The sequence below is a fragment of the Streptomyces sp. NBC_00009 genome, assembly GCF_045040855.1.
Classification (GTDB): Bacteria; Actinomycetota; Actinomycetes; order Streptomycetales; family Streptomycetaceae; genus Streptomyces; species Streptomyces aureus.
The window spans coordinates 1,591,981-1,614,446 of record NZ_CP108312.1 but is presented as its reverse complement, the minus strand read 5'-3'; the positions used below and the strand labels follow the sequence as shown (position 1 = coordinate 1,614,446).

Genomic DNA, 22,466 nt, shown 5'->3' with positions numbered 1-22,466 from the left:
TGCCGTGGTGTGCCACCAGGGTCGTGACGGGGACGAGCCCCCGGCAACGGCTCTTCCGCCGGGCGGAAGCCGGAGAATGTCGGGCCTCTCTAATGATTGACCTCGACAATTATTGCGATCTACATTCCACGCATTCGCCGATACCCCCGGCGGCACTCCCGCCCGCACTTCCCTCGCACTCCCTCAGAACGGAGCGCCTCATCGTGCCCGCACCTCTGCCCCGCACCCTCGCCGCCCTCGGCGCCGCACTGGTTCTCGCCCTCGCGACCCCGGCCACCGCCGAGGCGGACACCGCGGCGACCGCCCGACACCTGACCGGAACCCTGGCCGACGACGCGACCTGGATCGCGGACGTCCCCGCCCACTGGAACGGCACCCTCGTCCTCTTCTCCCACGGCTTCGGGCCGACCGTCGCCCAGGACGCGCCCACCCCCGCGGTGCGCTCCCAACTCCTCGCCGAGGGCTACGCGTTGGCGGGCTCCTCCTACGATCCGCACGGCTCGATGTGGGCGCTGGAGAGCGCCGAGCGCGACCAGTTCGCCACGCTCGACGCGTTCGCCGCCGCGGTAGGACGCCCGGCGCGCACGCTCTCCCTGGGCCAGTCGATGGGCGGCCTGGTCAACGCCCGGATCGCCCGCGACGGCGGTGGCCGCGTCGACGGAGCGCTCGGCATGTGCGGCCTGGTCGCCGGCGGCACCGACCTCGACACCTATCAGCTCAACGCGGAGTACACGCTCGCCAGGCTGCTGCTGCCCGGGCAGGAGGTCCGGCTCACCGGGTTCGCCGACGCGGCCGAGGCATCGGCCACCGCGGACCGGCTCACCGCGGCCGTGACGTCCGCGCAGGGCACGGCGGAGGGCCGGGCCCGCATCGCGCTCGCCGCCGCCTATCTCAACCTGCCCGCCTGGTCGTCCGGCGAGAAACCGCCGGCGCCGCACGACGCGGTGGCGCAGGAGAAGCAGCAGTACGCGTGGCTGGCTCAGGGGCTCCTTACGTTCATCGAGGGCGGCCGGTACGCGATGGAGCAGTCGGTGGGCGGCAACAACTCGGGGAACGCCGGAACCGACTACGCCACGCTACTGGCCCGCTCCGAACATGCCCCGCAGGTCCGGGAGTTGTACCGCGCCGCGGGACTCGACCTTCGTGATGACCTCGCCGTGCTCGCCGCGGGGCCCCGGACCGTGGCCGATCCCGCCGCGGTGGCCGCCGCGCGGCGCACCTCGTCGGCCGGACAGGGCCTCGACGTCCCGCTGCTCGATGTGCACACCACCGCCGACAACCTCGTACCCGTGGAGCAGGAGAACGCGTTCGCGGACCGGGTGCGGGCCGGCGGGGACGGGGCCCTGCTGCGGCAGGCGTACGTCGCGCGCCCCGGGCACTGCACCTTCACCACTGCGGAGACCGTCGCCGCGGTGCACGCGATCGACCGCAGGGTCGCCCTCGGACGCTGGGACGGCGCCGAGCGGCCCGCGGCCCTGCAGCATGCCGCGCTCGGACTGCACCTGGGAGACGCCGCGTATGTCCCGTACCGGCCGGGCGAGTTGAACGGCGCGGCCCGCTCCCACTGAACCCCTTCCCCGAACCTTCGACCCAGGGATGTCCCATGCCCGTACGAAGAATCACCGGCCGCTTCACCGCCGGAACCCTGATCGCCGGATGCCTCGCGGTCTGTCTCGCCCAGATCGGCATCGCCCTTCCCGCCACCCTCAACGGCCTGTTCCAGGAGCATCTGCACCCGGTGGGCTCCCAGTTGACCTGGATATCCGACGCGTTCCTGCTCCCCGTCACCGTCCTCGAGCTGACCTTCGGCGTCCTCGGTGACCTCTTCGGGCGCAAGCGGCTGCTCGTCGGCGGCGCCGTACTGCTCGGCATCGGCGAGTCGGTGGCCGCCGCCAGTGAGGGGGTGCATCAGCTCTGGGCGGGGCAGGCGCTGGCCGGGCTCGGCGCGGCGGCGCTGTTCCCCACCTCGCTGGCGATGATCGCCGCGGGCAGTACCACCGCGGCGGGCCGGACCCGGTCCATCGCCCTGTGGGCGTCCAGCCTGTCCGCGGGCGGCTTCCTCGCCCCGCTGCTCGGGGGCATCACCGGGAACTACGGCTCCTGGCGGTGGGCCTTCGTCGTGGTGACGGGCATCGCGGCGGTGAGCGCCCTCACCAGCCTGCTGCTCGCCCACGACTCCCGTGCGCCCGAGGGCCGTTCGCTGGACATCGGCGGCCAGATCACCATCGGAGTGGGGGCGTTCGCCCTGCTCTACGGGGTCATCCAGGGACCGATGGACGGCTGGGATTCCGTGCCCGTGATCACCGCCTTCCTCGTCGCCGTCGTCTTCCTCGGCCTGTTCGTCGTCGCGGAACTGCGGACGCGCTCACCGCTGTTGCGCCTAGACCTGTTCGCCGACCGGTCTTTCGCGGTGGCCTCCGTCGTCACCGTGGTGGGCATGTTCGCCTTCCTGGGCACCGCGTACGCCGCCAGCATCCGGCTCGGCCCGATCCAGCACCAGAGCCCGCTGCGCACCGCGTTCGCCTTCCTGCTGCTCAACGGCATCACCCCGTTCCTCACCCCGCTCACCACACGACTGCTCACCCGTGTGGCGCCGCGCCTGCTGCTCGCCGGCGGCCTGGCGCTGATGGCCGCGGGCGACTTCGCCGCCGCCTCGCTGCGGGTGACCGACCGGGCCCTGCCGTCGCTGATCCTGCCGCTCGGCCTGGTCGGGGTGGGCTTCGCCTTCACCGTCTCCTCCGTCACGGCGACCGCCGTCAACGCGGCCCCCGCCCACCTCGCGGGCATGGCCAGCGCCTCGACGAACCTGCTGCGCGACTTCGGCTTCACGCTCGGCCCCGCCGTCATCGGCGCGGTGGCACTCAGCCAGGCGGCGTCCCACCTCGACGGCGCGATCGGTACGTCGGACCTGGCGCCGGGCGCGAAGGCGGCGGCCGGGGAGGTCCTCGCCGAGGGCGGGCCGCTCGCCCTGAACTCGGTACCGGCCGGCTCCCCGCCCGGAGCGGCCGGACCCTACGCCCTTGAGGCGCTGGGCCACGGCTACGCGATCGGATTCGTGGTCTGCGGGGGAGCCGCGGCGCTGTCGGCGCTCCTGGTGCTCGTCGCCCTGCGGCGCGGGAAGGGCACGGACACAACCGCGCGGGACGCCGACGGTTCAGCCGCCACCGCCCTGCCGGACGTCGGCGCGGTCTCTCCCTGACCCCTCAGGGCCGCCAGCCCAGCGCGCGCGAGATGCCGCGCCCCGCGAGTCGTACGGCCGGGATCAGCGAGTGCGGCTGTGTCCCGGCCGAGGGGACCACGAGCGATACCGCGGCCACGACGTCGCCCCCGGGCCCGCGCACGGGTGCGGCCACCGAGACCGCGTCGTCCGTGATCTGGCGGTCCGCCACCGCGCAGCCGGTGCGCCGCACCTCGGCCAGGGCGCGGCGCAGCCCGACGGGGTCGGACAGGGTGTGCGGGGTGAAGGCGGCGAGCGGCCGGCCGCAGACCTGGTCCTGGAAGGTCCTGGCGCTGTGGGCGAGGAGGACGAGTCCGACGCCCGTCGCGTGCAGCGGCCAGCGTGCTCCGACCCGGCTGCGCACGCCGACCGCGTGGCGGCCGGACAGCCGCTCGATGTAGACGACGTCGAGGCCGTCGCGCACCGCGAGGTGCACGTTCTCGTGGGTCGCCTCGTAGAGGTCCTCGAGGAAGGGCAGCGCGGCCTCGCGCAGGGCGGGGCCGCGCGGGGCCAGCGCCGCGAGCTCCCAGATCCGCAGCCCTATGTGGTAGCTGCCCGCCGCGTCGCGCTCGAGGGCGCCCCACGCGGTGAGCTCGCCCACCAGGCGGTGGGCGGTGGCCAGCGGCAGTCCGGCCCGGCGGCCTATCTCGGTGAGGGACAGCGCGGGTCTGCGGTGGTCGAACGCGCCGAGCACCGCAAGCAGCCGCTCCGCCGCGGAACGGCTGCGCGCCGCGCCCGCGGGGTCCTCCGACGGCTCGGTCATGTCCGGCGCGTCAGTCCCGGTCCGCTTCCGCGACCCGCGCCAACAGGGCCTGCAACGTGGCCCGTTCCCCGGGGGCGAGGGGGGCGAGCAGTTCGTCGGTGACGCGCCGGCTGCCCTTGTCGGTGTCGCGCAGGACGTCCTTGCCCCGGTCCGTGAGGGCGACGATGCGGCTGCGCCGGTCGCCCGGCGCGGGTCCCCGCTCCACCAGGCCGAGTTCCTGCAGGTCGTCCACGAGGCTCACGATGGCGCTCGGGTCGTAGCCGAGCCGGTCGCTCAGTTCGCGTTGCAGGGCGCCCTCCACGGTGGCGAGGTAGCGCAGCAGCGCGTAGTGGCGCAGCCGCAGGCCGAACTCTTCGAGCGTGGCGTTGAACAGCCGGCCCGAGTGCAGCCCGAGCCGGTAGAGGAGATAGCCGGTGTCGGCGTGCAGCGCGCGCATCCAGGGCGCCTCTTCGTCAGTGATGTCGGGCTCCGGGGTCGGTCCGTGCGGGCACGGGGGTGCGTGAGGTCGTGCGTGAGGCTCCAGCATGAAGGAGTTCAAGGCCAACGGCAACTATTGACGACAACAATGATTGGTCATAGCGTCTTTCTCGTCGGCCGGTACCCGTACCTGGAAGGACCCGCTCAGTGCCTGACACACCCTCAATTTCCCTCTCCGGCAAGGTCGCCGTCGTCACCGGAAGCGGCCGCGGACTCGGCCTCGCCTACGCCACGGCCCTCGCCCGCTCGGGGGCGAGCGTCGTCGTCAACGACATCGACGCGGACGTCGCCGCGCAGGCCGTCAAGACGATCACCGAGGCCGGCGGCCGGGCCGTCGCCGAGGTCGTCCCCGTCGGCACCACCGAGGCCGCCGAGCGCCTCGTCGACCGGGCCGTCTCGGAGTTCGGCCGCCTTGACGTCATGGTCACCAACGCCGGAATCCTGCGCGACAGGGTGCTGTGGAAGATGACCGACGACGACTTCGACGCCGTCGTCACCACCCACCTCAGGGGCACCTTCACCTGCGCCCGTTCCGCCGCCGTGCGCATGCGCGAGCAGGGCGAGGGCGGCAGCCTGGTCCTCGTCGCCTCCCCGGCCGGCCAGCGCGGCAACTTCGGGCAGACCAACTACGCGGCCGCCAAGGCCGGGATAGCGGCGATGGCGCGCACCTGGTCCATGGAGCTGGCCCGCGCGGGCGTCACCGTGAATGCCATCGTGCCGGTCGCCGCGACCGCGATGACCGAGACCATCCCCGCCTTCGCCCCGTACGTCGACGCCCTGCGCGGCGGCGAACCGCTGCCCGGCTTCCTGCGCAAGGGCGAGGGCTTCGGCACACCGGACGACTGCGCCGCACTCGTGCCCTTCCTCGCCTCCGAAGCGGCCCGGGACGTCACGGGCCAGTGCATCGGCATCGGCGGCGACAAGCTCGCCCTGTGGTCGCACCCGCAGGAGGTGTCCGTCGCCTACGCGGACGGCGGCTGGAGTCCGCGGACGATCGCCGAGACCTGGCACACGTCGGTCGGACGCGAGCCGCAGACCGTCGGCATCCCCGCACCGAAGATCCCGGGAGAGTGACGCCGCCATGACCACGATCGACGTGGACGAACTCGTCGCGATCGACGTCCACACCCACGCCGAAGTATCCGCCAAGGGACAGGCCTCCCTCGACGACGACCTGCACACCGCCTCCAGCGCCTACTTCAAGGTCGAGGGGAACCGGAAGCCCACCCTCGAGGAGACCGCCGCGTACTACCGCGAGCGGCGGATGGCCGCCGTCGTCTTCACCGTCGACGCCGAGTCCGCCACCGGCACCGAGCCCGTCCCCAACGAGGAGGTCGCCGAGGCCGCGTACGCCAACCCCGACGTGCTGATCCCGTTCGCGAGCATCGACCCCTTCCGGGGCCGCGCCGGGATCCGGCAGGCCCGGCGCCTGGTCGAGGAGTACGGGGTGCGCGGCTTCAAGTTCCACCCCAGCATCCAGGGCTTCTTCCCCAACGACCGTATGGCGTACGGCCTTTACGAGGTGATCGAGGAGACCGGCGCCGTCGCGCTCTTCCATACCGGCCAGACCGGCATCGGCGCAGGCGTGCCCGGCGGTGGCGGCATCCGCTTGAAGTACTCCAACCCGATGCACGTGGACGATGTCGCCGCCGACTTCCCCCATCTGAAGATCATCCTCGCGCACCCGTCGTTCCCCTGGCAGGACGAGGCCCTCGCCGTGGCCACGCACAAGCCCGGGGTGCACATCGACCTCTCCGGCTGGTCGCCGAAGTACTTCCCGCAGCAGCTGGTCCAGTACGCCAACACCCTGCTGAAGGACAAGGTGCTGTTCGGCTCGGACTACCCCGTCCTCACCCCCGACCGCTGGCTCGCCGACTTCGCGAAGCTCCCGATCAAGGACGAGGTCAGGCCGAAGATCCTCAAGGAGAACGCCGCCCGGCTGCTCGGACTCGCCGATGCCGGTTCCTGAAAGGGCACTTGATGCGCAATGAGGGACTGGGGTCGTGGCCCGCACGCCGGGCCCGCAAGACCCCGCACCGCACCGCACTGATCCATGGCGACACCACCGTCAGCTACGCCGCACTGCACGAGCGCACCACCCGGCTCGCCCACGCCCTGCGGGCGCTCGGCGTCCGGCGCGGCGACCGGGTCGCCTACCTCGGCCCCAACCACCCCTCGTTCCTGGAGGCGCTGTTCGCCACCGGGCTCCTCGGCGCGGTCTTCGTACCGCTCAACACCCGGCTCGCCGAGCCCGAGCTGGCCTTCCAGATACGGGACTCCGGCGCCACGGTGCTGCTGCACGCCGCCGCGAGGGGCGGTGACCTGCAGGGCATCCGTACTGCTGTCGAGGCGGACGGACCGGCCTACGAGGAACTGCTGGCCGCCGCCCCGGTCCTCCCGATCGACGAGCAGGTCGGCCCCGACGACGTGTGCATCATCATGTACACCTCCGGGACGACGGGCCGGCCCAAGGGCGCCATGCTCACGCACGGGAACCTCACCTGGAACGCCGTCAACGTCCTCGTCGACCAGGACCTGATCGCCGACGAGATCGCGCTCGTGGCGGCGCCGCTCTTCCATACCGCCGGCCTGAACATGCTCACCCTGCCCGTTCTGCTCAAGGGCGGCAGCTGTGTCCTGGTGGGATCGTTCGACGCGGCGGCGACCCTGGAACTCGTCGAGCGCCACCGGGTCACCTTCATGTTCGGCGTCCCGACGATGTTCGACCAGCTCACACGGCAACCGAACTGGCCGGACGCCGACCTGTCGTCGCTGCGGATGCTCAGCTGCGGCGGCTCGCCCGTCCCGACCCCGCTCATCGCGGCCTACCAGGACCGCGGACTCACCTTCCTGCAGGGCTACGGGATGACCGAGGCGGCGCCAGGCACCCTCTTCCTCGACGCCGAGCACGCCGTCAGCAAGGCGGGCACGGCGGGCGTGCCGCACTTCTTCAGCGACGTACGCGTGGCGCGCCCCGATCTCGCGCCGGTGGAGCCGGGCGAGACGGGTGAGGTCCTGGTGCGCGGGCCGCATGTCATGCCCGGCTACTGGGGCCTGCCCGGCGAGAGCGCCGCCGCGTTCGCCGACGGCTGGTTCCGGACGGGGGACGCCGCCCGGATCGACGCGGACGGCTACGTCACCATTGTCGACCGCTTCAAAGACATGATCATTTCGGGCGGCGAGAACATCTACCCCGCGGAGGTCGAGGACGCCTTGCTCGCCCACGCGGACATCGCGGAGTGCGCGGTCATCGGCGTACCCGACGAGAAGTGGGGTGAGGTCGGCAGGGCGGTCCTCGTCGCCCGCGAAGGCCGCGCGCCCGACCCGAACGAGGTCCTCGCGTCGCTGTCCGGACGCCTGGCCCCGTACAAGATCCCGAAGTCGGCCGTCGTCGTGGACGCCTTGCCTCGCACCGCCTCGGGAAAGCTCGTGAAGGCCGACGTCCGCCGCCTGCACGGCACTTCATGACCCCCTCCTACTCGTATCGCACTCACATCAGCACGCACCGAAGGAGCCCCTCATGGGCATCACCGTCAACGGCCTGGCCGAACTGAAGAAGCTCGCCGGCAGCGACCTGGGTTCCAGTGAATGGACCGACGTCACGCAGGAGCGGATCGGCACCTTCGCCGACGCCACCGGCGACCATCAGTGGATCCACACCGACCCCGAGCGGGCCAAGGAAGGCCCCTTCGGCGCGCCCATCGCGCACGGATATCTGACGCTCTCCCTCTTCATCCCGATGTTCACCGAGCTCCTGGACGTCGAAGGCGTCACCACCAAGGTCAACTACGGCCTGAACAAGGTCCGTTTCCCCGCCCCCGTGCCGGCGGGCTCCCGTATCCGCCTGGCCGCTCGCCTCGCCGGAGTCGAGGACGTGCCGGGCGGCGTGCAGATCACGGTCGACGGCACCGTCGAGATCGAGGGAGCGGCCAAGCCGGCGTGCGTCCTGCAGAGCGTCTCCCGGTTCTACGCGTAGGTGTCGGCGAAAGGGCGACATTATTAAGTTGCACGAGACGGTTCGTCTCGCTTACGGTGTCGGCATGACCGTCCCCAGCAACGCCCATATCGCCATGTTCTCCATCGCCGCCCACGGGCACGTGAACCCGAGCATCGAGGTGATCAGGGAGCTCGTCGCCCGCGGGCACCGCGTGACGTACGCGATCCCGCCGCAGTTCGCCGAGAAGGTCGCCGAGGCCGGGGCCGAGCCGAAGATCTGGCACTCGACGCTGCCCACCGACGACGACCCGGACGCGTGGGGCACGGAGCTGATCGACAACCTCGAACCCTTCCTGACCGACGCGGTCCAGGCGCTGCCGCAGCTCATCGGCCTCTACGAGGACGACGAGCCGGACCTCGTCCTCTACGACATCACCGCCTACCCCGCCCGCGTCCTGGCCCACCGCTGGAACGTCCCGATCGTGCAGTTCTCACCGAACCTCGTGGCCTGGGAGGGCTACGAGGAAGAGGTCGGCAAGCCGATGTTCGAGCCGCTGAAGCAGACGCCGCGCGGCAAGGCGTTCTACGAGAACTTCGAGCAATGGATCCGGTCGAACGGAATCGACCTCTCGGTCGAGGACTTCATGGGCCGCCCCGACCGCTGCCTCGTCCTCATCCCCAAGGCGCTCCAGCCGAACGCCGACCGGGTCGACGAGAGCCGCTACACCTTCGTCGGCGCCTGTCAGGGGGACCGCTCGGCGCAGGGCGAGTGGCAGCGCCCGGCCGGCGCGGAGAACATCCTCCTCGTCTCGCTCGGCTCGACCTTCACCAAGCAGCCCGCCTTCTACCGCGCCTGCATCGAGGCCTTCGGTGACCTGCCCGGCTGGCATGTGGTGCTCCAGATCGGCAAGTTCATCGACGAGAAGGAGCTCGGGGAGATCCCCTCGAACGTCGAGGTGCACCCCTGGGTGCCGCAGCTGGCGATCCTGAGGCAGGCCGACGCCTTCATCACGCACGCGGGCGCGGGCGGCAGTCAGGAGGGCCTCGTCACCGCGACGCCGATGGTCGCGGTCCCGCAGGCCGTCGACCAGTTCGGCAACGCCGACATGCTCCAGGGGCTCGGCGTCGCACGCCACGTACCGATGGAGGAGGCCACGCCCGCGACGCTCAGGGAGGCGGTACTCGCCATGGCGGCCGATCCCGAGGTGGCGCGCCGCCTCGAGGAGATCCGGGCGGACATGGCGGGCGAGGGCGGCACGGCCCGGGCAGCCGACCTGGTGGAGGCGGCGGGGAGGGGCGGCGGTTTCGCCCCCTGATCACCCGGGAGTCCCCCATATGCCATATTCAGCGTAACTTCGGATGCTATCGGTCGTTTTCGGGCAATACGCCGCTGCCGACCCATGGATTCGTATTGCCACGGTTCAGTGTGATTGTCCCCGTTTATATGGTGCAGGCATATCTGCATGAATGCCTTGAATCCGTCCTGGAGCAGCCCTTCACGGATCTTGAGCTGATCGCGATCGACGACTGCTCACCGGACGGCAGTGGAACGATCATCGACGAGTTCGCGGCCCGGGATCCGCGTGTGCGCGCCATCCATCTGACGGAGAACACGGGTCTCGGCCGAGCCCGCAACGCCGGGCTCGAACGCGCCACCGGCGAGTATGTGATCTTCCTGGACAGCGACGACTCCCTCACCCCTGACGCGCTGCACGCGATCTCGGACCGGCTCAAGAACACGGACACCCCCGACGTCCTGGTCTACGACTACGAACGGACGTACTGCACCGGGAGGACGGCCCCCAACGTCGTCACGGCCCAGCTCACCGAGGAGGGCCCGGCGGCGTTCACCCTGGACGACAGGCCAGGCCTGCTGAGAGTCCTGCACGTCGTCTGGAACAAGGCCTACCGCCGTGAGTTCCTGGAGCGCGCGGGCTTCACCTTCGCTCCCGGCTACTACGAGGACGTCTCCTGGACCTATCCGGTGCTGGTGACCGCGAACTCGATCGCGGTGCTCGACCGGGTCTGTGTGCGGTACCGGCAGCGCAGACAGGGAGCGATCACCTGCTCCCCCGGGCGCAGGCATTTCGAGATCTTCGACCAGTACGACCGGGTCTTCGCCTACCTGGACGCGCACCCCGAACTGGCACGCTGGCGCCCCTTCGTCTTCCGCCGGATGCTCGACCACTTCAGCACGGTGTTCACGGCGCGCGACCGGCTGCTGCGCGGCAGCCGCGCAGCGTTTCTGCGCCAGGCCCGCACCTACAGCCGCCGCTACCGCTGCCCGGGCGCGACTCCCCGAGCGCGCACCAGAATCCGGCACGCCCTGGTACGCCTGGGCGCGCACCGCAGCTACCGCGCCCTGTACCGCGCACGAGCCCTCCAGCGACACGTCCACCGCGCTGCCGTCGCCGCATACCGTGCCGTCAGGGCGGCCGCACTCCAGATCCACTACCGCATCCAACGGCTCCTTCCGCTGCGCGAGAACGACGCCGTGTTCTCCGCCTACTGGGGCCGTGGCTACGCCTGCAGCCCGGCGGCGATCGAGGCGAAGGTCCGCGAAGTGGCGCCCCGCATCCGCACCGCCTGGATCGCGGGCCCCTCGCACGACCACACGATCCCGGCGGCCACCCGTCGCCTCACCCCCGGCTCGGCCGCGTACTGGACGGCGCTGGCCCGCTCCAAATACCTGGTCAACAACGTCAACTTCGACCGAAGACTCGTCAAAGCCCGGGGCCAGGTGTTCCTGCAGACCCAGCACGGCACCCCGCTCAAGCACATGGGCCTCGACCTGCTCGACCGGCCCGCCGCAGTCGGCGACACCGACGTCGGGCGCATGCTCGCCAACTGCGACAAGTGGGATTACGTCCTGTCCGCGAACCGCCATTCCACGCTCGTCTGGGAGCGGGTCTACCCCGCCGCCTACACCACGCTCGAGTACGGATATCCGCGTAACGACATCTACCAGCACGCCACCGGCAAGGACGTGGCCCGGCTGCGCGCGACCCTGGGCATCCCCCGGGATTCGGTCGCGATCCTGTACGCCCCCACACACCGGGACTACCGCCGCACCCAGCGCCACGCGATCGATCTGGAACGCATGCTGCGCTCACTCGGCCCCAGCTTCACGCTGCTCACCCGCGCCCACCACCTCTCCGGCATTCCGCTCGCGGGCAAGGGCTCGTCCCGGCTGGTCGACGTCTCGGACCACCCCTGCGTCGAATCCCTCTGCCTGGCGAGCGACGCGCTGGTCACGGACTACTCCTCGCTGATGTTCGACTACGCCAATCTGGACCGCCCGATCGTCGTGTACGCCGACGACCGGGAGGCCTACGAGGCGGCCCGCGGCACCTACTTCGACCTCTGGGCCTTCCCGCCCGGCGCGGTCGCCACCGGCGAGGACGAGCTGATCGACATCTTCGCGACCGGCGAGTGGCGCAGCCCGCGCTCCGCCCAGCGGCGGGCCGCATTCCGCAGCCGCTTCTGCCCGTACGACGACGGGGGCGCCGCCGAGCGGGTCGTGCGGCATGTCTTCCTCGGGGAGACGGCGGGCCTGCCGTCCGTCGTGCCGTTGGACGAGCGGCAACCGGCAAAGGCCCCGGCGGCATCCGGTCCGCAGACGGAGCCGGAGGTAACCGTGACCCTGCCCACCAGCGCTGCTTGAACGCCCACCGAAGGAGAGTGTGTTGCCCCGCTTCAGCGTTGTTGTTCCCGCCCACGACGGGCCGGGGCGACTGCCCGACTGTCTTGATTCGGTGCTCGGCCAGGCCTTCGCCGACCTCGAACTGATCGCCGTCGTCAGCGCCCCGGAAGGGCTGTGTGCCTCGATCGTGGCCGCACACGCGGACCGCGATCCGCGGATCAAGGTGGTGCACTCGCCACCGGGGCACGGCCTGCCGGGCGCACGCAATGCCGGGATCGCCGTTGCTGAGGGCGAGTTCCTGCTCTTCCTCGACGGCGACGACACGCTGGTGCCCGGTGCACTGGGAATCCTCGACGCCCGGCTCGCCGAGTCCGAAGAGCCCGATCTGCTGCTCTTCGACCATGAGCGGGTGCACTGGTTCGACGGGAGCTGGGGGGCGACGCTCGAGCGGCTGTGGCAGGGGGCCCCGGCCGGGACCTTTACCGTGGAGCAGCACCCCGCGCTGCCCGATGTGCTGGTGCCCGCATGGAGCGCGGCCTATCGGCGCGACTTCGTGTCCCGGCACGAACTGGCCTTCGTACCCGGCATGTTCACCGACACGGTGTGGAGCGTGCTGGCCGCGCTGCGGGCCGAGCGGATCGCGCTGCTCGACCGGATCTGCGTACGCCATCTGCTGCGCCGCCAAGGCAGCCGGAACCAGATCCCCGGACTCCACCACATGGATCTGCTCGACCAGTTCGACCTGGTGATGCGCCGGGCGGCGGAGCTGAAGCCGAACGCGGCGCTGCTCGGCAGGGTCTTCCACCAATTGGTGTGCGGGGTGCTCAAGACCGCGGCATCGCCCGCACGGCTGCCGAGGCCCGCGCTGCGGCGACAGTACTTCCGCAGGGCCGCCCGGCTCTACCGTCAGCACCGACCCACGGGCCACCGCCCGCCAGGAGGCAGCGTGGGGCTGCAGCACGCGTTGCTGGCTTCCCGCTCCTACACGGCATTCCGCGCACTGCGCGGCACGAAGCACTGCCTCGGCAGGATGGCGCGGCCCGTCGGACGGCTCCTCAGGAGACTGCGCAAGCGGACCGGCAACCCGTACGGGGCCTTCCTCAGACGGCCGGTCGACGAGAACCTCGCTGTCTTCTCCTCGTACTGGGGTCGCGGCTACAGCTGCAACCCCGCCGCCATCCACGCGGCGGCGCGGCGTCTGGCCCCGCACATCAAAACGGTCTTTCTGGCGACCGGGGACCACGCGCGGCAGATGCCGGAGGACGTGGAGAGCGTGGTGATCGGAAGCGCCCGCTACTGGGAGGTGATGGCCACCGCCAAGTACACCTTCAACAACGTCAACTTCGAGATGTCGGTCAAGAAGCGCCCCGGCACCGTCCATGTGCAGACCCAGCACGGCACCCCGCTCAAGCGCATGGGCGTGGACCAGGTGGAGTTCCCGGCGGCGGCGGCCGCGGCCGGCCCGCTCGGCAAGCTCCTGCAGCGCGTGGACCGCTGGGACTTCAACCTCTCCTCGAACCGCCACTCCACCGAGGTCTGGGAGCGGGCCTACCCGGGCGAGTACGAGAGTCTGGACGTCGGCTATCCGCGCAACGACGCGTTCTACATGTCGACGGCCGAGGACGTGGCCGCGATCCGGCGCCGCCTCGGCGTCCCCGAGGAACGGATCGCGGTGCTGTACGCGCCGACCCACCGCGACTACCGCACGGACTTCCTCCCCCAGCTGGACCTCGTCGCGTTCTGCGAGGCGCTCGGCGAGGAGTTCGTCGTGCTGCTGCGGGCCCACCACTCCTACGAGGGGGCCGCAGGCCTCGAAGGGATGCTGCGCTCCGGCGCGTTGATCGACGTGACGGAGCACCGTTCGCCCGAGGAGGTGTGCCTCGCCGCGGACGCGCTGATCACGGACTACTCGTCGATCATGTTCGACTACGCCAACCTCGACCGCCCGATCGTCGTGTACGCCGACGACTGGGACATCTACCGGGAGACACGGGGCGTCTACTTCGATCTGCTCGCCGCGCCGCCGGGTCCGGTGGCCCGTACCCAGGACGAGCTCACGCGGATCTTCCGCGGCGGTGAGTGGGACGGCGAGGCCGCGGCCCGGCTGCGCGGCGCGTTTCGTGAGCGGTTCTGCGAATTCGACGACGGGCTTGCCGCGGAGCGGGTGGTGCGCCGGGTGCTGCTCGGTGAGCCGGCCGAGGCCCTGCCGCCGGTCGTTCCGCTGGGCGAGCGCGTTCCGGCCCCGGCCGCAGCCCGCGTCCCGCACCACTGACCCGTCCGAACCGCACGCCCCCATCCCTCACGACCGTGGAAGAGCCCGTGCCTCGTTTCAGCGTCATCGTCCCCGTCTACAAGGTCCAGGGCTACCTGCGCGAGTGCCTCGACTCGATCCTGACGCAGTCCTGCACCGACATCGAGGTCATCGCGGTCGACGACTGCTCACCCGACAACTGCGCCAACATCATCGACGAGTACGCGGCGCGCGACGCACGGGTCACCGCGGTCCACCTGCCGGAAAACGTCGGCCTCGGCCGGGCACGCAACGCGGGGGTCGGCCACGCCACCGGCGACTATCTGCTCTTCCTCGACAGCGACGACAGCTACACCCCCGGAGCACTGCGAGCCATCGACGAGCGGCTCGCCGTCACTGGCGACCCGGACGTTCTCGTCTTCGACCATGTGCGCACGCACTGGTGGGGCCGTGGCGGCAGGAGCATGACGGCGGATCTGCTCGCCTCCGCGGGCACGGACACGTTCGACATCATGAGCAGTCCCCAGTATCTGCATCTGTTCCTGGTCGCCTGGAACAAGGCATACCGTCGCGACTTCTTCACCGGCCACGGATTCACCTACCAGCAGGGTCTCTACGAGGACGCCCCGGTCACCTATCAGGCGTTGATGTGCGCCCGCCGCATCGCCTGTCTCGACCGGGTGTGCGTCCAGTATCTGCAGCGCAGGCGTGGCGCGATCACCCGCACCCCGGGACGCAGGCACTTCGACATCTTCGCGCAGTACGCGGGGTTGTTCGCGTTTCTCGACGAACACCCGGAACTGGACGGGGCGAGGCCGCTCCTCTTCGAGCGGATGATCAACCACTTCCTGGCGACGATGCCGCTCGGCGAGCGAGTACTGCCCGAGGACCGGGCCGCCTTCTACCGGGAGACAGTGGGGCTCTACCGGCGCTACAAGCCGGACGGTTTCACCCCGCCGGACGACGCCTACCGCACCCAGTGGCGCCTGCTCCCCGGCAGCCCCTATCCCGTGTTCCAGGCCTGCGTGCTGGCTGCGCGGCTGCGCAACGCGTCCCTCCGCAAGAAGAGCGAGGTGCGCAAGGCGACCACACGGCGGATCAACAGAGCCATCGCCGGGACCCAGCGCCGGCGCCCGCTCGATCCGAATCTCGCCGTGTACTCGGCCTTCTGGCACCGTGGTGTGCTCGGCGATCCGGCGGCCATCCATGACGTGGCCCGGATGCTGGCCCCGCACATCCACCCGGTGTGGGTGGTGCGGCCGGACGACGTGGAGCGGCTGCCGGGAGGCATCGACCACGTCGCCCCGGACACACCGGGTTACCACCGGGTGATGAGCCGCGCCACGTATTTCGTCAACAACGTCGACTGGACACTCGGCCTGGTGAAGCGCCCGGGGCAGATCCATGTGCACACCCACCAGGGGACGCCCCTGGGACACATGGGCGTCGACCTGCTCGGCCGCCCGGCCGCGAAGTATCACGTCGATGTCCGTGCGATGCTCCGGCGTGCGGACCGCTGGGACTTCAGCCTGGTCTCCAGTCCGTACGCGCAGCAGATCTGGGACCGCGCCTATCCCTGTCACTTCACCTCACTGCCGACCGGCGCCCCGCGCAACGACGTGCTGGTGCGGGGGGACGCGTTGCGGACGGTCGCCCTGCGCAAGCGGCTCGGTGTCCCGGACGGCAACACCGTGGTGCTCTACGCCCCGACCTGGCGCGACCACCGCAAGTCGTACGTGCCGCGGCTCGACTTCGAGCACCTGGTCAGGGAGCTGGGGCCGACGGTCACCCTGCTCGTCCGGTTGCACCCGAGGGACGCCAAGGCCGAGATCCGTGATCTGCAGCTGCGCGACCTCCAGCGGCGCGGGCAGCTCCTCGACGTCACCGACGAGCCCTCGGTACAGGACATGATGCTCGTCTCCGACGCCCTGGTGACCGACTACTCGTCCCTGATGTTCGACTACGCCAACACGGACCGCCCGATCATCGTCCACGGCGACGACTGGGCGGCGTACCGGGCGGCCCGCGGCGCCTACCTCGATCTGCCGGCCGAGCCGCCGGGCCATGTCTCCACCAGCACCGGAGAGCTGACGGATCTGTTCGCCTCCGGGGCATGGCAGGACGCGCGCTCCGCCGCTCTTCGCGCCGCCTTCCGCCGACGGTTCTGTCCGTACGACGACGGGCACGCGGCCGCCCGGGTGGTCTCCCTGATCATGCTCGGCCAGGAGCACCCCCCGTCGGCCATCCCTCAGCAGGACGCACGACAGCTCCGCGACGCCGCGCACCCCGCAGTCCCGGACGGCACACGATGACCAGGGCCGCAGCGTGGGCCACCGCCCTGTCCTTCCTCTCACCTTCCGCTCGCCGCTCCGGTCCGAACGCCCTGGAGATCTCCGCCATGACAGCCACAGCGCCCCGTTCCCGGCTCCATTCCTCAACGGCGGCAGCCAGGGCCCACGAGCTGTGGTCGCGCGTACCGCCGGCGCTGCGGTTGCCGCTCGTCGTCTACCTTTCCTGCCAGGCCTGTTACTTGCTGTGGTGGATGGCGTTCTACCCAGGCCTGATCGACTACGACGCGCTCGCCTACACCTGGCAGGTCACCACCGACCACTGGATCTCCAATCACTCGGTCCTCTACAACTCCCTGCTCTGGCTGTCCCTCAACAGCACCGGGGGCTTCGCGGCGCTGACGCTCCTGCAGACGGTCGCGATGTCCGCGGTGCTCGGTTACACGTGCGCGAGCCTGTGCACACTCGGCGTACGCGGACGGTGGAGCGCACCGGCCGCGGTGGCCTGCGCGGCGGCTCCACCGCTCGGTGTGTTCACCGTCTACGTGGGCAAGGACGTGCCGTTCACGATCTGTGCGGTGCTGGCCTTCGCCGTGACGGTACGACTGGTGGGCAGGCGGTTGCAGGGGAGGTGGAACGGCCACCTGCGACGCTCCGAACTCCTGCTGCTGTGCGTCGCGTTCCTCGGAATCGGCCTCTTCCGCAACAACGGCTTCCCCGTTGCCGTGATCGCCGCCCTGAGCCTTCTTCTGGTGCTGCCCGGGGCCCGCCGCGTGATCGCCGTGCTGGTCACCGTCACCACCGCCGTGACACTGACGCTGATGCTCGTGGTCTATTCGGCGGTCGGCATCCAGAAGCCGCCCAAGGCGCTGGTCTACAACCTCCACTACGCCGACCTGGCGGTGACCTATGCGCAGGCGCCGGGCCTGTTCACCCAGGATGATCTGCGGTTGATGGCCCGGGCGGCGCCGCTCTCGGACTGGCGTACGACCGGAGCCACCTGCTTTGCCTCCGACCCGCTGTACCGGAAGCTGAAGGGGCATGTCACCGACCAACTCAACGAATCCCTCGTGCAGTTGTGGTGGCGCACCCTGCGCAAGGCCCCCCAGAAAGTGATGGGCGCACGGATCTGCCGCGGGCACATCGCCTGGGCCGTCTTCCCCGGGCCGCAGGATCAAGGAGGCAGGACGTACAACTCCCTCAACTGGGTGAACCCAGTGTTCTACAAGTGGTACCCGGAGATGCGGACGAGCCCCTACCGACAGGCGGCCCAGCCCCAGCCCCCGTCCCAAGCCCTCCACGACGTCGGCGTCTTCGCGTATGCCGCCTCGCGCGTTCCCCAGCTGGAGTGGCTCCTGTGGCGCGGCGCGATCTGGTGCTACGCCACCTACGTGCTCGTCACCCGGCTCGCCCGGGCCCGTGGCTGCCGCCCCCTGTTCGCCCTGGCAGGCGTCACCTTCGGCAATCAGCTCACCGTATTCGTCGCGACCCCCTCGCCGTGCTTCCGCTACATGGCGGCCCCCATGTTCATCGGCGTGCTCTGCCTGTCACTCATTCCCGCGCTGCGCGGTGCCGGACGCCCCGTCGTCCCGCCCCCGGCGTCCCGAGCGACACCATCCACCACCGCAGCGACCTCACCCACCTCACCGAAGAACGTGGAGTACATCCCGTGAGAAGCGCACGGAGCAGCTGGAACCGCCCGGTGTCCGAACGCCCAGGAGATCTCCGTTTATCCCCCACAACAAGTCCGTTCCGGCCGGTCCGATGTGAAGACGGCCACGAAGGCCCGGGCCCTCTGGTCGCGCGTACCTCCGGAACTACGGTTGCCGCTGGCCGTCTTCCTCTCGTGCCAGGCCTGCTACCTGCTGTGGTGGGCGGCCTTCCACCCGGGTCTGATGAGCATGGACTCGGTCGTCTACACGTGGCAGGTCACCACCGACCACTGGCGCTCGGACCACTCGGTGCTCTACAACTCGCTGGTCTGGCTGACCCTCAACATCACGGGGGACTTCGCGGCGCTGACGCTGCTGCAGACGGTCGCGATGTCCGCGGTACTCGGTTACACGTGCGCGAGCCTGCGGACTCTGGGTGTACGGGGGCGATGGAGCGCACCGGCCGCGGTGGCCTGCGCGGCGGCTCCACCGCTCGGGTCCTTCACCGTCTTCGTCTGGAAGGACGTGCCGTTCACGATCTGTGCGGTGCTGGTGTTCGCAGTGTCGGTACGGCTCCTGGGTAGGCGCTCGAACGGCACGTGGAACGGCCGTCTGCACAGCTCGGAGCTCTTGCTGCTGTGCGCCGGGCTCCTGGGCGTCGACCTCTTCCGCAACAACGGCTTCCCGATGTCCGTGATCGCATCGCTGGCCCTGCTCCTGGCGCTGCCCGGAGCCCGGCGCATGATCGCCGGCCTCGCTGCCGCCACCACGGCCCTGACGCTGCTGCTCATGCTCGTCGTCTATCCGGCGGCCGGCGTCGAGCAGCCGAGCAAGGCATTCATCTACAACTTGCACTACGCCGACCTGGCGGTGACCTTTGCGCAGGCGCCCGGCCTGTTCACCCCGGATGATCTGCGGCTCATGGCCGGGGTGGCGCCGCTTTCGATCTGGCAGGGCGCCGGCACCAACTGCTATGTGTCCGACGTGCTCTACTACAGCCCCTCGCTGGACCGGGCCGCGGCCGACCGGCTCACCGAACCGCTGGTGCGGTTGTGGTGGCGCGTCCTGCGCACGTCCCCCCAGCAGATCTTCGGCGCGCGGCTGTGCCGAGCGCACATTGCCTGGGCGGTCTTCCCCGGACCGCGGGGCATGAGCGCCAGGACATGGACGTACGGCACATCGATCCCCGCCGACCTGTGGGGTTTCCGCCCGATCCAGGACAGCCCGTACCGGCCGGTGCTCACAGCCCGGCCGCTGTCCCGGACCCTCAACCACGCGGCCACCTTCGGCCGTTCCGCCTTCCGCGTCCCCCAGCTCGAGTGGCTCTTCTGGCGTGGCGCCACCTGGTGCTACGCCACCTACGCGCTCGTCGCCCTGCTCGCCCGGGCCCGCCGCTGCCGTCCCTTGCTCGCCCTGGCGGGCGTCACCCTCGGCGTGCAGCTCACCGTGCTCGCAGCCAATCCCGCGCCGAGCTTCCGCTACATGGCAGCGCCGCTGTTCATCGGCGTGCTCTGCCTGTCGCTGATCCCCGCCCTACGGGCCTCGGCCCGATGAGACCGTGTCGATTCTTGCACGTGGACCAATAACGCACGATCATGCCCACGACGGTTATCTGAAAGGGCATCAAAAGACATGGCCTATGACCCTCAACAGCGGTTCTTGAGTTTGGTTCCCGGCGGAAACGGAATTATCTACGCGATTCAGGCCGACGGAAATCTGTATTGGTATCGGCATATCAATTGGATGACGGGAACCCCCGCCTCCTGGGCAAATTCTGGTGCCCCTCGGCTCATCGGCACCGGATGGCAGAAATTCCGTTTCGTCCTGGCCGCCGCCGACGGACAGATCTTCGCGTTCCTGCCCAACGGGGACCTTATTTGGTACCGATACATCCTGTCCAACCTCGGCACCGGCGCCGGGAGCTGGCACTCGGCAAGCGGCAGTCGCATCGGTACCCAGTGGAACTTCCCGCGTGTCATCGGCGGGTGGGGCAACGTCCTCTACGCGCAGGATGGCAACGGGGACCTGCGTTGGTACAAATACACCGGCACCAACGGCTCCTTCAGCTGGGCGGCGAATTCGGGTGCGAAGATCGGCTCGAAATGGCAGCCCTACACCCAACTGTTCGCCGACCCGAACGGCGTTATTTTTGGAACGCGGCACGGCAGCGCGCTCAGCTGGTTCCGCTATCTCAGCTCAACTGGATCGTTCAACTGGGCGAACGGTGGCGCGCCTGTCGACACCACCATTTTGGGGCCGTTCGAGAGGGGCCTTTTCTCCAACGGTTCCGGTGCCGTGTACAAGATCAACACGAGCACCGCCAATCCGCCGGGCCCCGACAACCAACTCCAGTGGTATCGCCTGCTCAACTCCGAGACCGTCGATACCAGCGGCGTTCAATGGGCCAGCGGGTCCGGCACCGTGGTCGGGTCGGGTTTCACCCGCGAGAATTCGGCGGCGTTGCAGGGCTATCCGACGTCACTGTCCACTCGACAGGGCACGAGTCTCGGCATCCATGTCTCCACGACGTTCCCTTCGTACACGTCGTCCACTGTTCGCCTCGCTCCTGCCTCCGGTGGCCCCGTCACAGTCACCCCGCCCGCCACCCGAACCGGGCAGTTCCAGCTGCTGCGGAGCGGATATCACAGCGCAGGGTGCGGGTGGAATCCGTCCTTCTCGGTATCCGTGGGGACCGGGGCGAGCTGGCCTTCGGGCGTATACGCATCACAATTGAAATCACCCCAGGGCAAAGAACACAACGTGATGTTCGTCGTGCGGCCCTCATCGCCACAGCGACAGATCGCCGTCCTGGTGCCGACCAATACTTATAACGCCTACAATTTCTGGGGCGGGCACAATCAATATACGACCGGTCAATCCGGTGCGCAGCGGACCGTCACCCTGCAGCGCCCCAATATGGGAACCTCGTGGGACAACTCCTATGTGACCGCGACCGGAATCATCGACCACCTGCTCTACAGTGACCTGCTGCTGTTTCGATGGATGAGCTCACAGAACATCCAGTACGACTGCTACGCGGACAACGACCTGCATGCGACGGGTGCCGACTGGCTGCGGACACCTGCACAGGGCGGGAATTACAAGGTGCTGGTGCTGACCACCCATCCCGAGTATTTCACGCAAACCGCGCGTGACAACATTGCCGCCTTCCAGAACAACGGCGGCCGCATCATCTACCTGGGCGGGAACGGAATCTACGAACGGATGCAGTACACGCCGGACGGTAACGCAGTCATTTTCCGACGGCCCAACGGCTCACGAGATGTTTTCGCAGATTCCGGACAGTCCGAATCGCAAATCCTGGGCGTATCGCACTTCCCGCCGACGTATATGTCCTTCGCCCCGTACAAGGTGCGCGACACCGATAACAATCCTTTTACGGCGGGAACCGGTCTGAACGTGGGAGATACCATCGGCAGCGTCTCCTACGACGTCGCCGCCAGCGGCTGGGAGGTCGACCGTCGACAGGCCGCCGTGCCCGGATCCGTACTTATCGCGGAAGGGCTCAACAATTCGGGCGGGGCCGAAATGCTCTACGTGCCGCCCGTTTCCCCGAAGGGCTGGGTGTTCACGGCCGGCTCCCTGTCCTTCACCGGCAGCATTCCGTTCGACACCGCGATCCAGAAGATCCTGCTGAACGTTTTCTCGAAAGCGGTGGCCTAGTGTCTTGACACACAAGATCAGGTACCGCCGACGAGGAGAGGAGAGAATATGAAGGAGACCTCGCGTCGCACCGTACTGGTCGGCGCCGCGGCCGCGGCGATTGCGCTGGGCCTTCCCGCCTCGACTGCTGGTGCGGAGTCAGGGCAAGAGGAACAGCCGGCTACCGCGAAAGAGAAACGGCAGGCAACCAGCACCTGCGGAAATCTGGGCAGCACGAGGGTCTGCGTCACGGCACGAGAAGTCCAGGATGTAACCGGCCTCCAGTACGTCATCACAAATGGCGGCGCCCGGCCGATGACCTACACGGTGTGGTACGTGGATACGACCGGGGGGCCTGAATCAGGCAGGGTCACGGAAACGGTGAAGGCAGGGGAGACCGCTACCGGCTACTTCTATGGCGCCATCCAGCACTGTTTCACACTGCATGTGTGCGAAGAGGCTGGGACCGCCTGCATCACCCTCGGCCCTGTTTGCGGCGAAGAGTCGGCAGGCTGGTAGGAGGGAAGAAGAACGGGCCAAGTCCCCGAACCCGGACACCCCTTGGGTCGTTCCACA

At 69.4% G+C, this 22,466-nt stretch carries 16 protein-coding genes; 14 read left to right on the top strand and 2 right to left on the bottom strand.

Features of this window, described 5'->3' with window-relative positions; genetic code table 11:
* Window positions 1-203: 203 nt before the first annotated feature.
* Both OHA58_RS07220 and OHA58_RS07215 read left to right on the top strand, forming a co-directional pair.
* On the top strand, window positions 204-1,568 hold the full coding sequence (locus tag OHA58_RS07220) for an alpha/beta hydrolase (RefSeq protein WP_405477525.1): 1,365 nt from the start codon (window positions 204-206) through the stop codon (window positions 1,566-1,568).
* A gap of 35 nt (window positions 1,569-1,603) precedes the next feature.
* Entirely contained in the window at window positions 1,604-3,199 is a 1,596-nt protein-coding gene (locus OHA58_RS07215; RefSeq protein ID WP_405477523.1) for an MFS transporter, read from the top strand.
* Window positions 3,200-3,203: 4 nt separating this feature from the next.
* Here the strand turns inward: OHA58_RS07215 and OHA58_RS07210 are convergent, their stop codons facing one another.
* The gene (locus OHA58_RS07210; RefSeq protein ID WP_405477521.1) at window positions 3,204-3,980 is read right to left on the bottom strand and encodes an IclR family transcriptional regulator; all 777 of its coding nucleotides are present in this window, start codon (window positions 3,978-3,980) and stop codon (window positions 3,204-3,206) included.
* Between the two features lie 10 nt (window positions 3,981-3,990).
* The gene (locus OHA58_RS07205) at window positions 3,991-4,416 is read right to left on the bottom strand and encodes a MarR family winged helix-turn-helix transcriptional regulator (protein WP_405477519.1); all 426 of its coding nucleotides are present in this window, start codon (window positions 4,414-4,416) and stop codon (window positions 3,991-3,993) included.
* 188 nt (window positions 4,417-4,604) lie between these two features.
* Between OHA58_RS07205 and OHA58_RS07200 the strand changes: the two genes are divergently transcribed.
* The 12 genes from OHA58_RS07200 to OHA58_RS07145 all read left to right on the top strand — a co-directional run bounded on the left by OHA58_RS07200 (window position 4,605) and on the right by OHA58_RS07145 (window position 22,409).
* A complete protein-coding gene (locus OHA58_RS07200; RefSeq protein ID WP_405477517.1) occupies window positions 4,605-5,531 on the top strand; it encodes an SDR family NAD(P)-dependent oxidoreductase in 927 nt (308 codons plus the stop codon).
* A gap of 16 nt (window positions 5,532-5,547) precedes the next feature.
* A complete protein-coding gene (locus tag OHA58_RS07195) occupies window positions 5,548-6,426 on the top strand; it encodes an amidohydrolase family protein (protein WP_405484834.1) in 879 nt (292 codons plus the stop codon).
* A gap of 11 nt (window positions 6,427-6,437) precedes the next feature.
* Window positions 6,438-7,925 carry an acyl-CoA synthetase gene (locus tag OHA58_RS07190; protein WP_405477515.1) on the top strand — a complete coding sequence of 496 codons (1,488 nt, stop codon included), beginning with the start codon at window positions 6,438-6,440 and terminating at the stop codon, window positions 7,923-7,925.
* A 52-nt stretch (window positions 7,926-7,977) separates the two neighbouring features.
* Window positions 7,978-8,433, top strand: coding sequence for a MaoC family dehydratase (locus tag OHA58_RS07185; protein ID WP_405477513.1), 456 nt, complete (start codon window positions 7,978-7,980; stop codon window positions 8,431-8,433).
* A gap of 64 nt (window positions 8,434-8,497) precedes the next feature.
* Window positions 8,498-9,709, top strand: a complete 1,212-nt coding sequence (mgt, locus tag OHA58_RS07180) for a macrolide-inactivating glycosyltransferase (protein ID WP_405477511.1) — start codon at window positions 8,498-8,500, stop codon at window positions 9,707-9,709.
* A gap of 95 nt (window positions 9,710-9,804) precedes the next feature.
* Entirely contained in the window at window positions 9,805-12,057 is a 2,253-nt protein-coding gene (locus tag OHA58_RS07175) for a CDP-glycerol glycerophosphotransferase family protein (RefSeq protein WP_405477509.1), read from the top strand.
* A 22-nt stretch (window positions 12,058-12,079) separates the two neighbouring features.
* Complete coding sequence (locus tag OHA58_RS07170) at window positions 12,080-14,308, top strand: CDP-glycerol glycerophosphotransferase family protein (protein WP_405477508.1); 2,229 nt, start codon at window positions 12,080-12,082, stop codon at window positions 14,306-14,308.
* 47 nt (window positions 14,309-14,355) lie between these two features.
* Complete coding sequence (locus tag OHA58_RS07165) at window positions 14,356-16,599, top strand: CDP-glycerol glycerophosphotransferase family protein (protein ID WP_405477507.1); 2,244 nt, start codon at window positions 14,356-14,358, stop codon at window positions 16,597-16,599.
* Window positions 16,596-18,248: a hypothetical protein gene (locus OHA58_RS07160; RefSeq protein ID WP_405477505.1), complete on the top strand. Its 1,653-nt coding sequence runs from the start codon at window positions 16,596-16,598 to the stop codon at window positions 18,246-18,248. The genes OHA58_RS07165 and OHA58_RS07160 overlap by 4 nt, the downstream gene beginning before the upstream one ends.
* Window positions 18,249-18,398: 150 nt before the next feature.
* Window positions 18,399-19,781, top strand: coding sequence for a hypothetical protein (locus tag OHA58_RS07155; RefSeq protein ID WP_405477503.1), 1,383 nt, complete (start codon window positions 18,399-18,401; stop codon window positions 19,779-19,781).
* A 78-nt stretch (window positions 19,782-19,859) separates the two neighbouring features.
* Window positions 19,860-21,911 carry a N,N-dimethylformamidase beta subunit family domain-containing protein gene (locus OHA58_RS07150; protein ID WP_405477501.1) on the top strand — a complete coding sequence of 684 codons (2,052 nt, stop codon included), beginning with the start codon at window positions 19,860-19,862 and terminating at the stop codon, window positions 21,909-21,911.
* A gap of 48 nt (window positions 21,912-21,959) precedes the next feature.
* Window positions 21,960-22,409 carry a hypothetical protein gene (locus OHA58_RS07145; RefSeq protein WP_405477499.1) on the top strand — a complete coding sequence of 150 codons (450 nt, stop codon included), beginning with the start codon at window positions 21,960-21,962 and terminating at the stop codon, window positions 22,407-22,409.
* Window positions 22,410-22,466 lie beyond the last annotated feature (57 nt).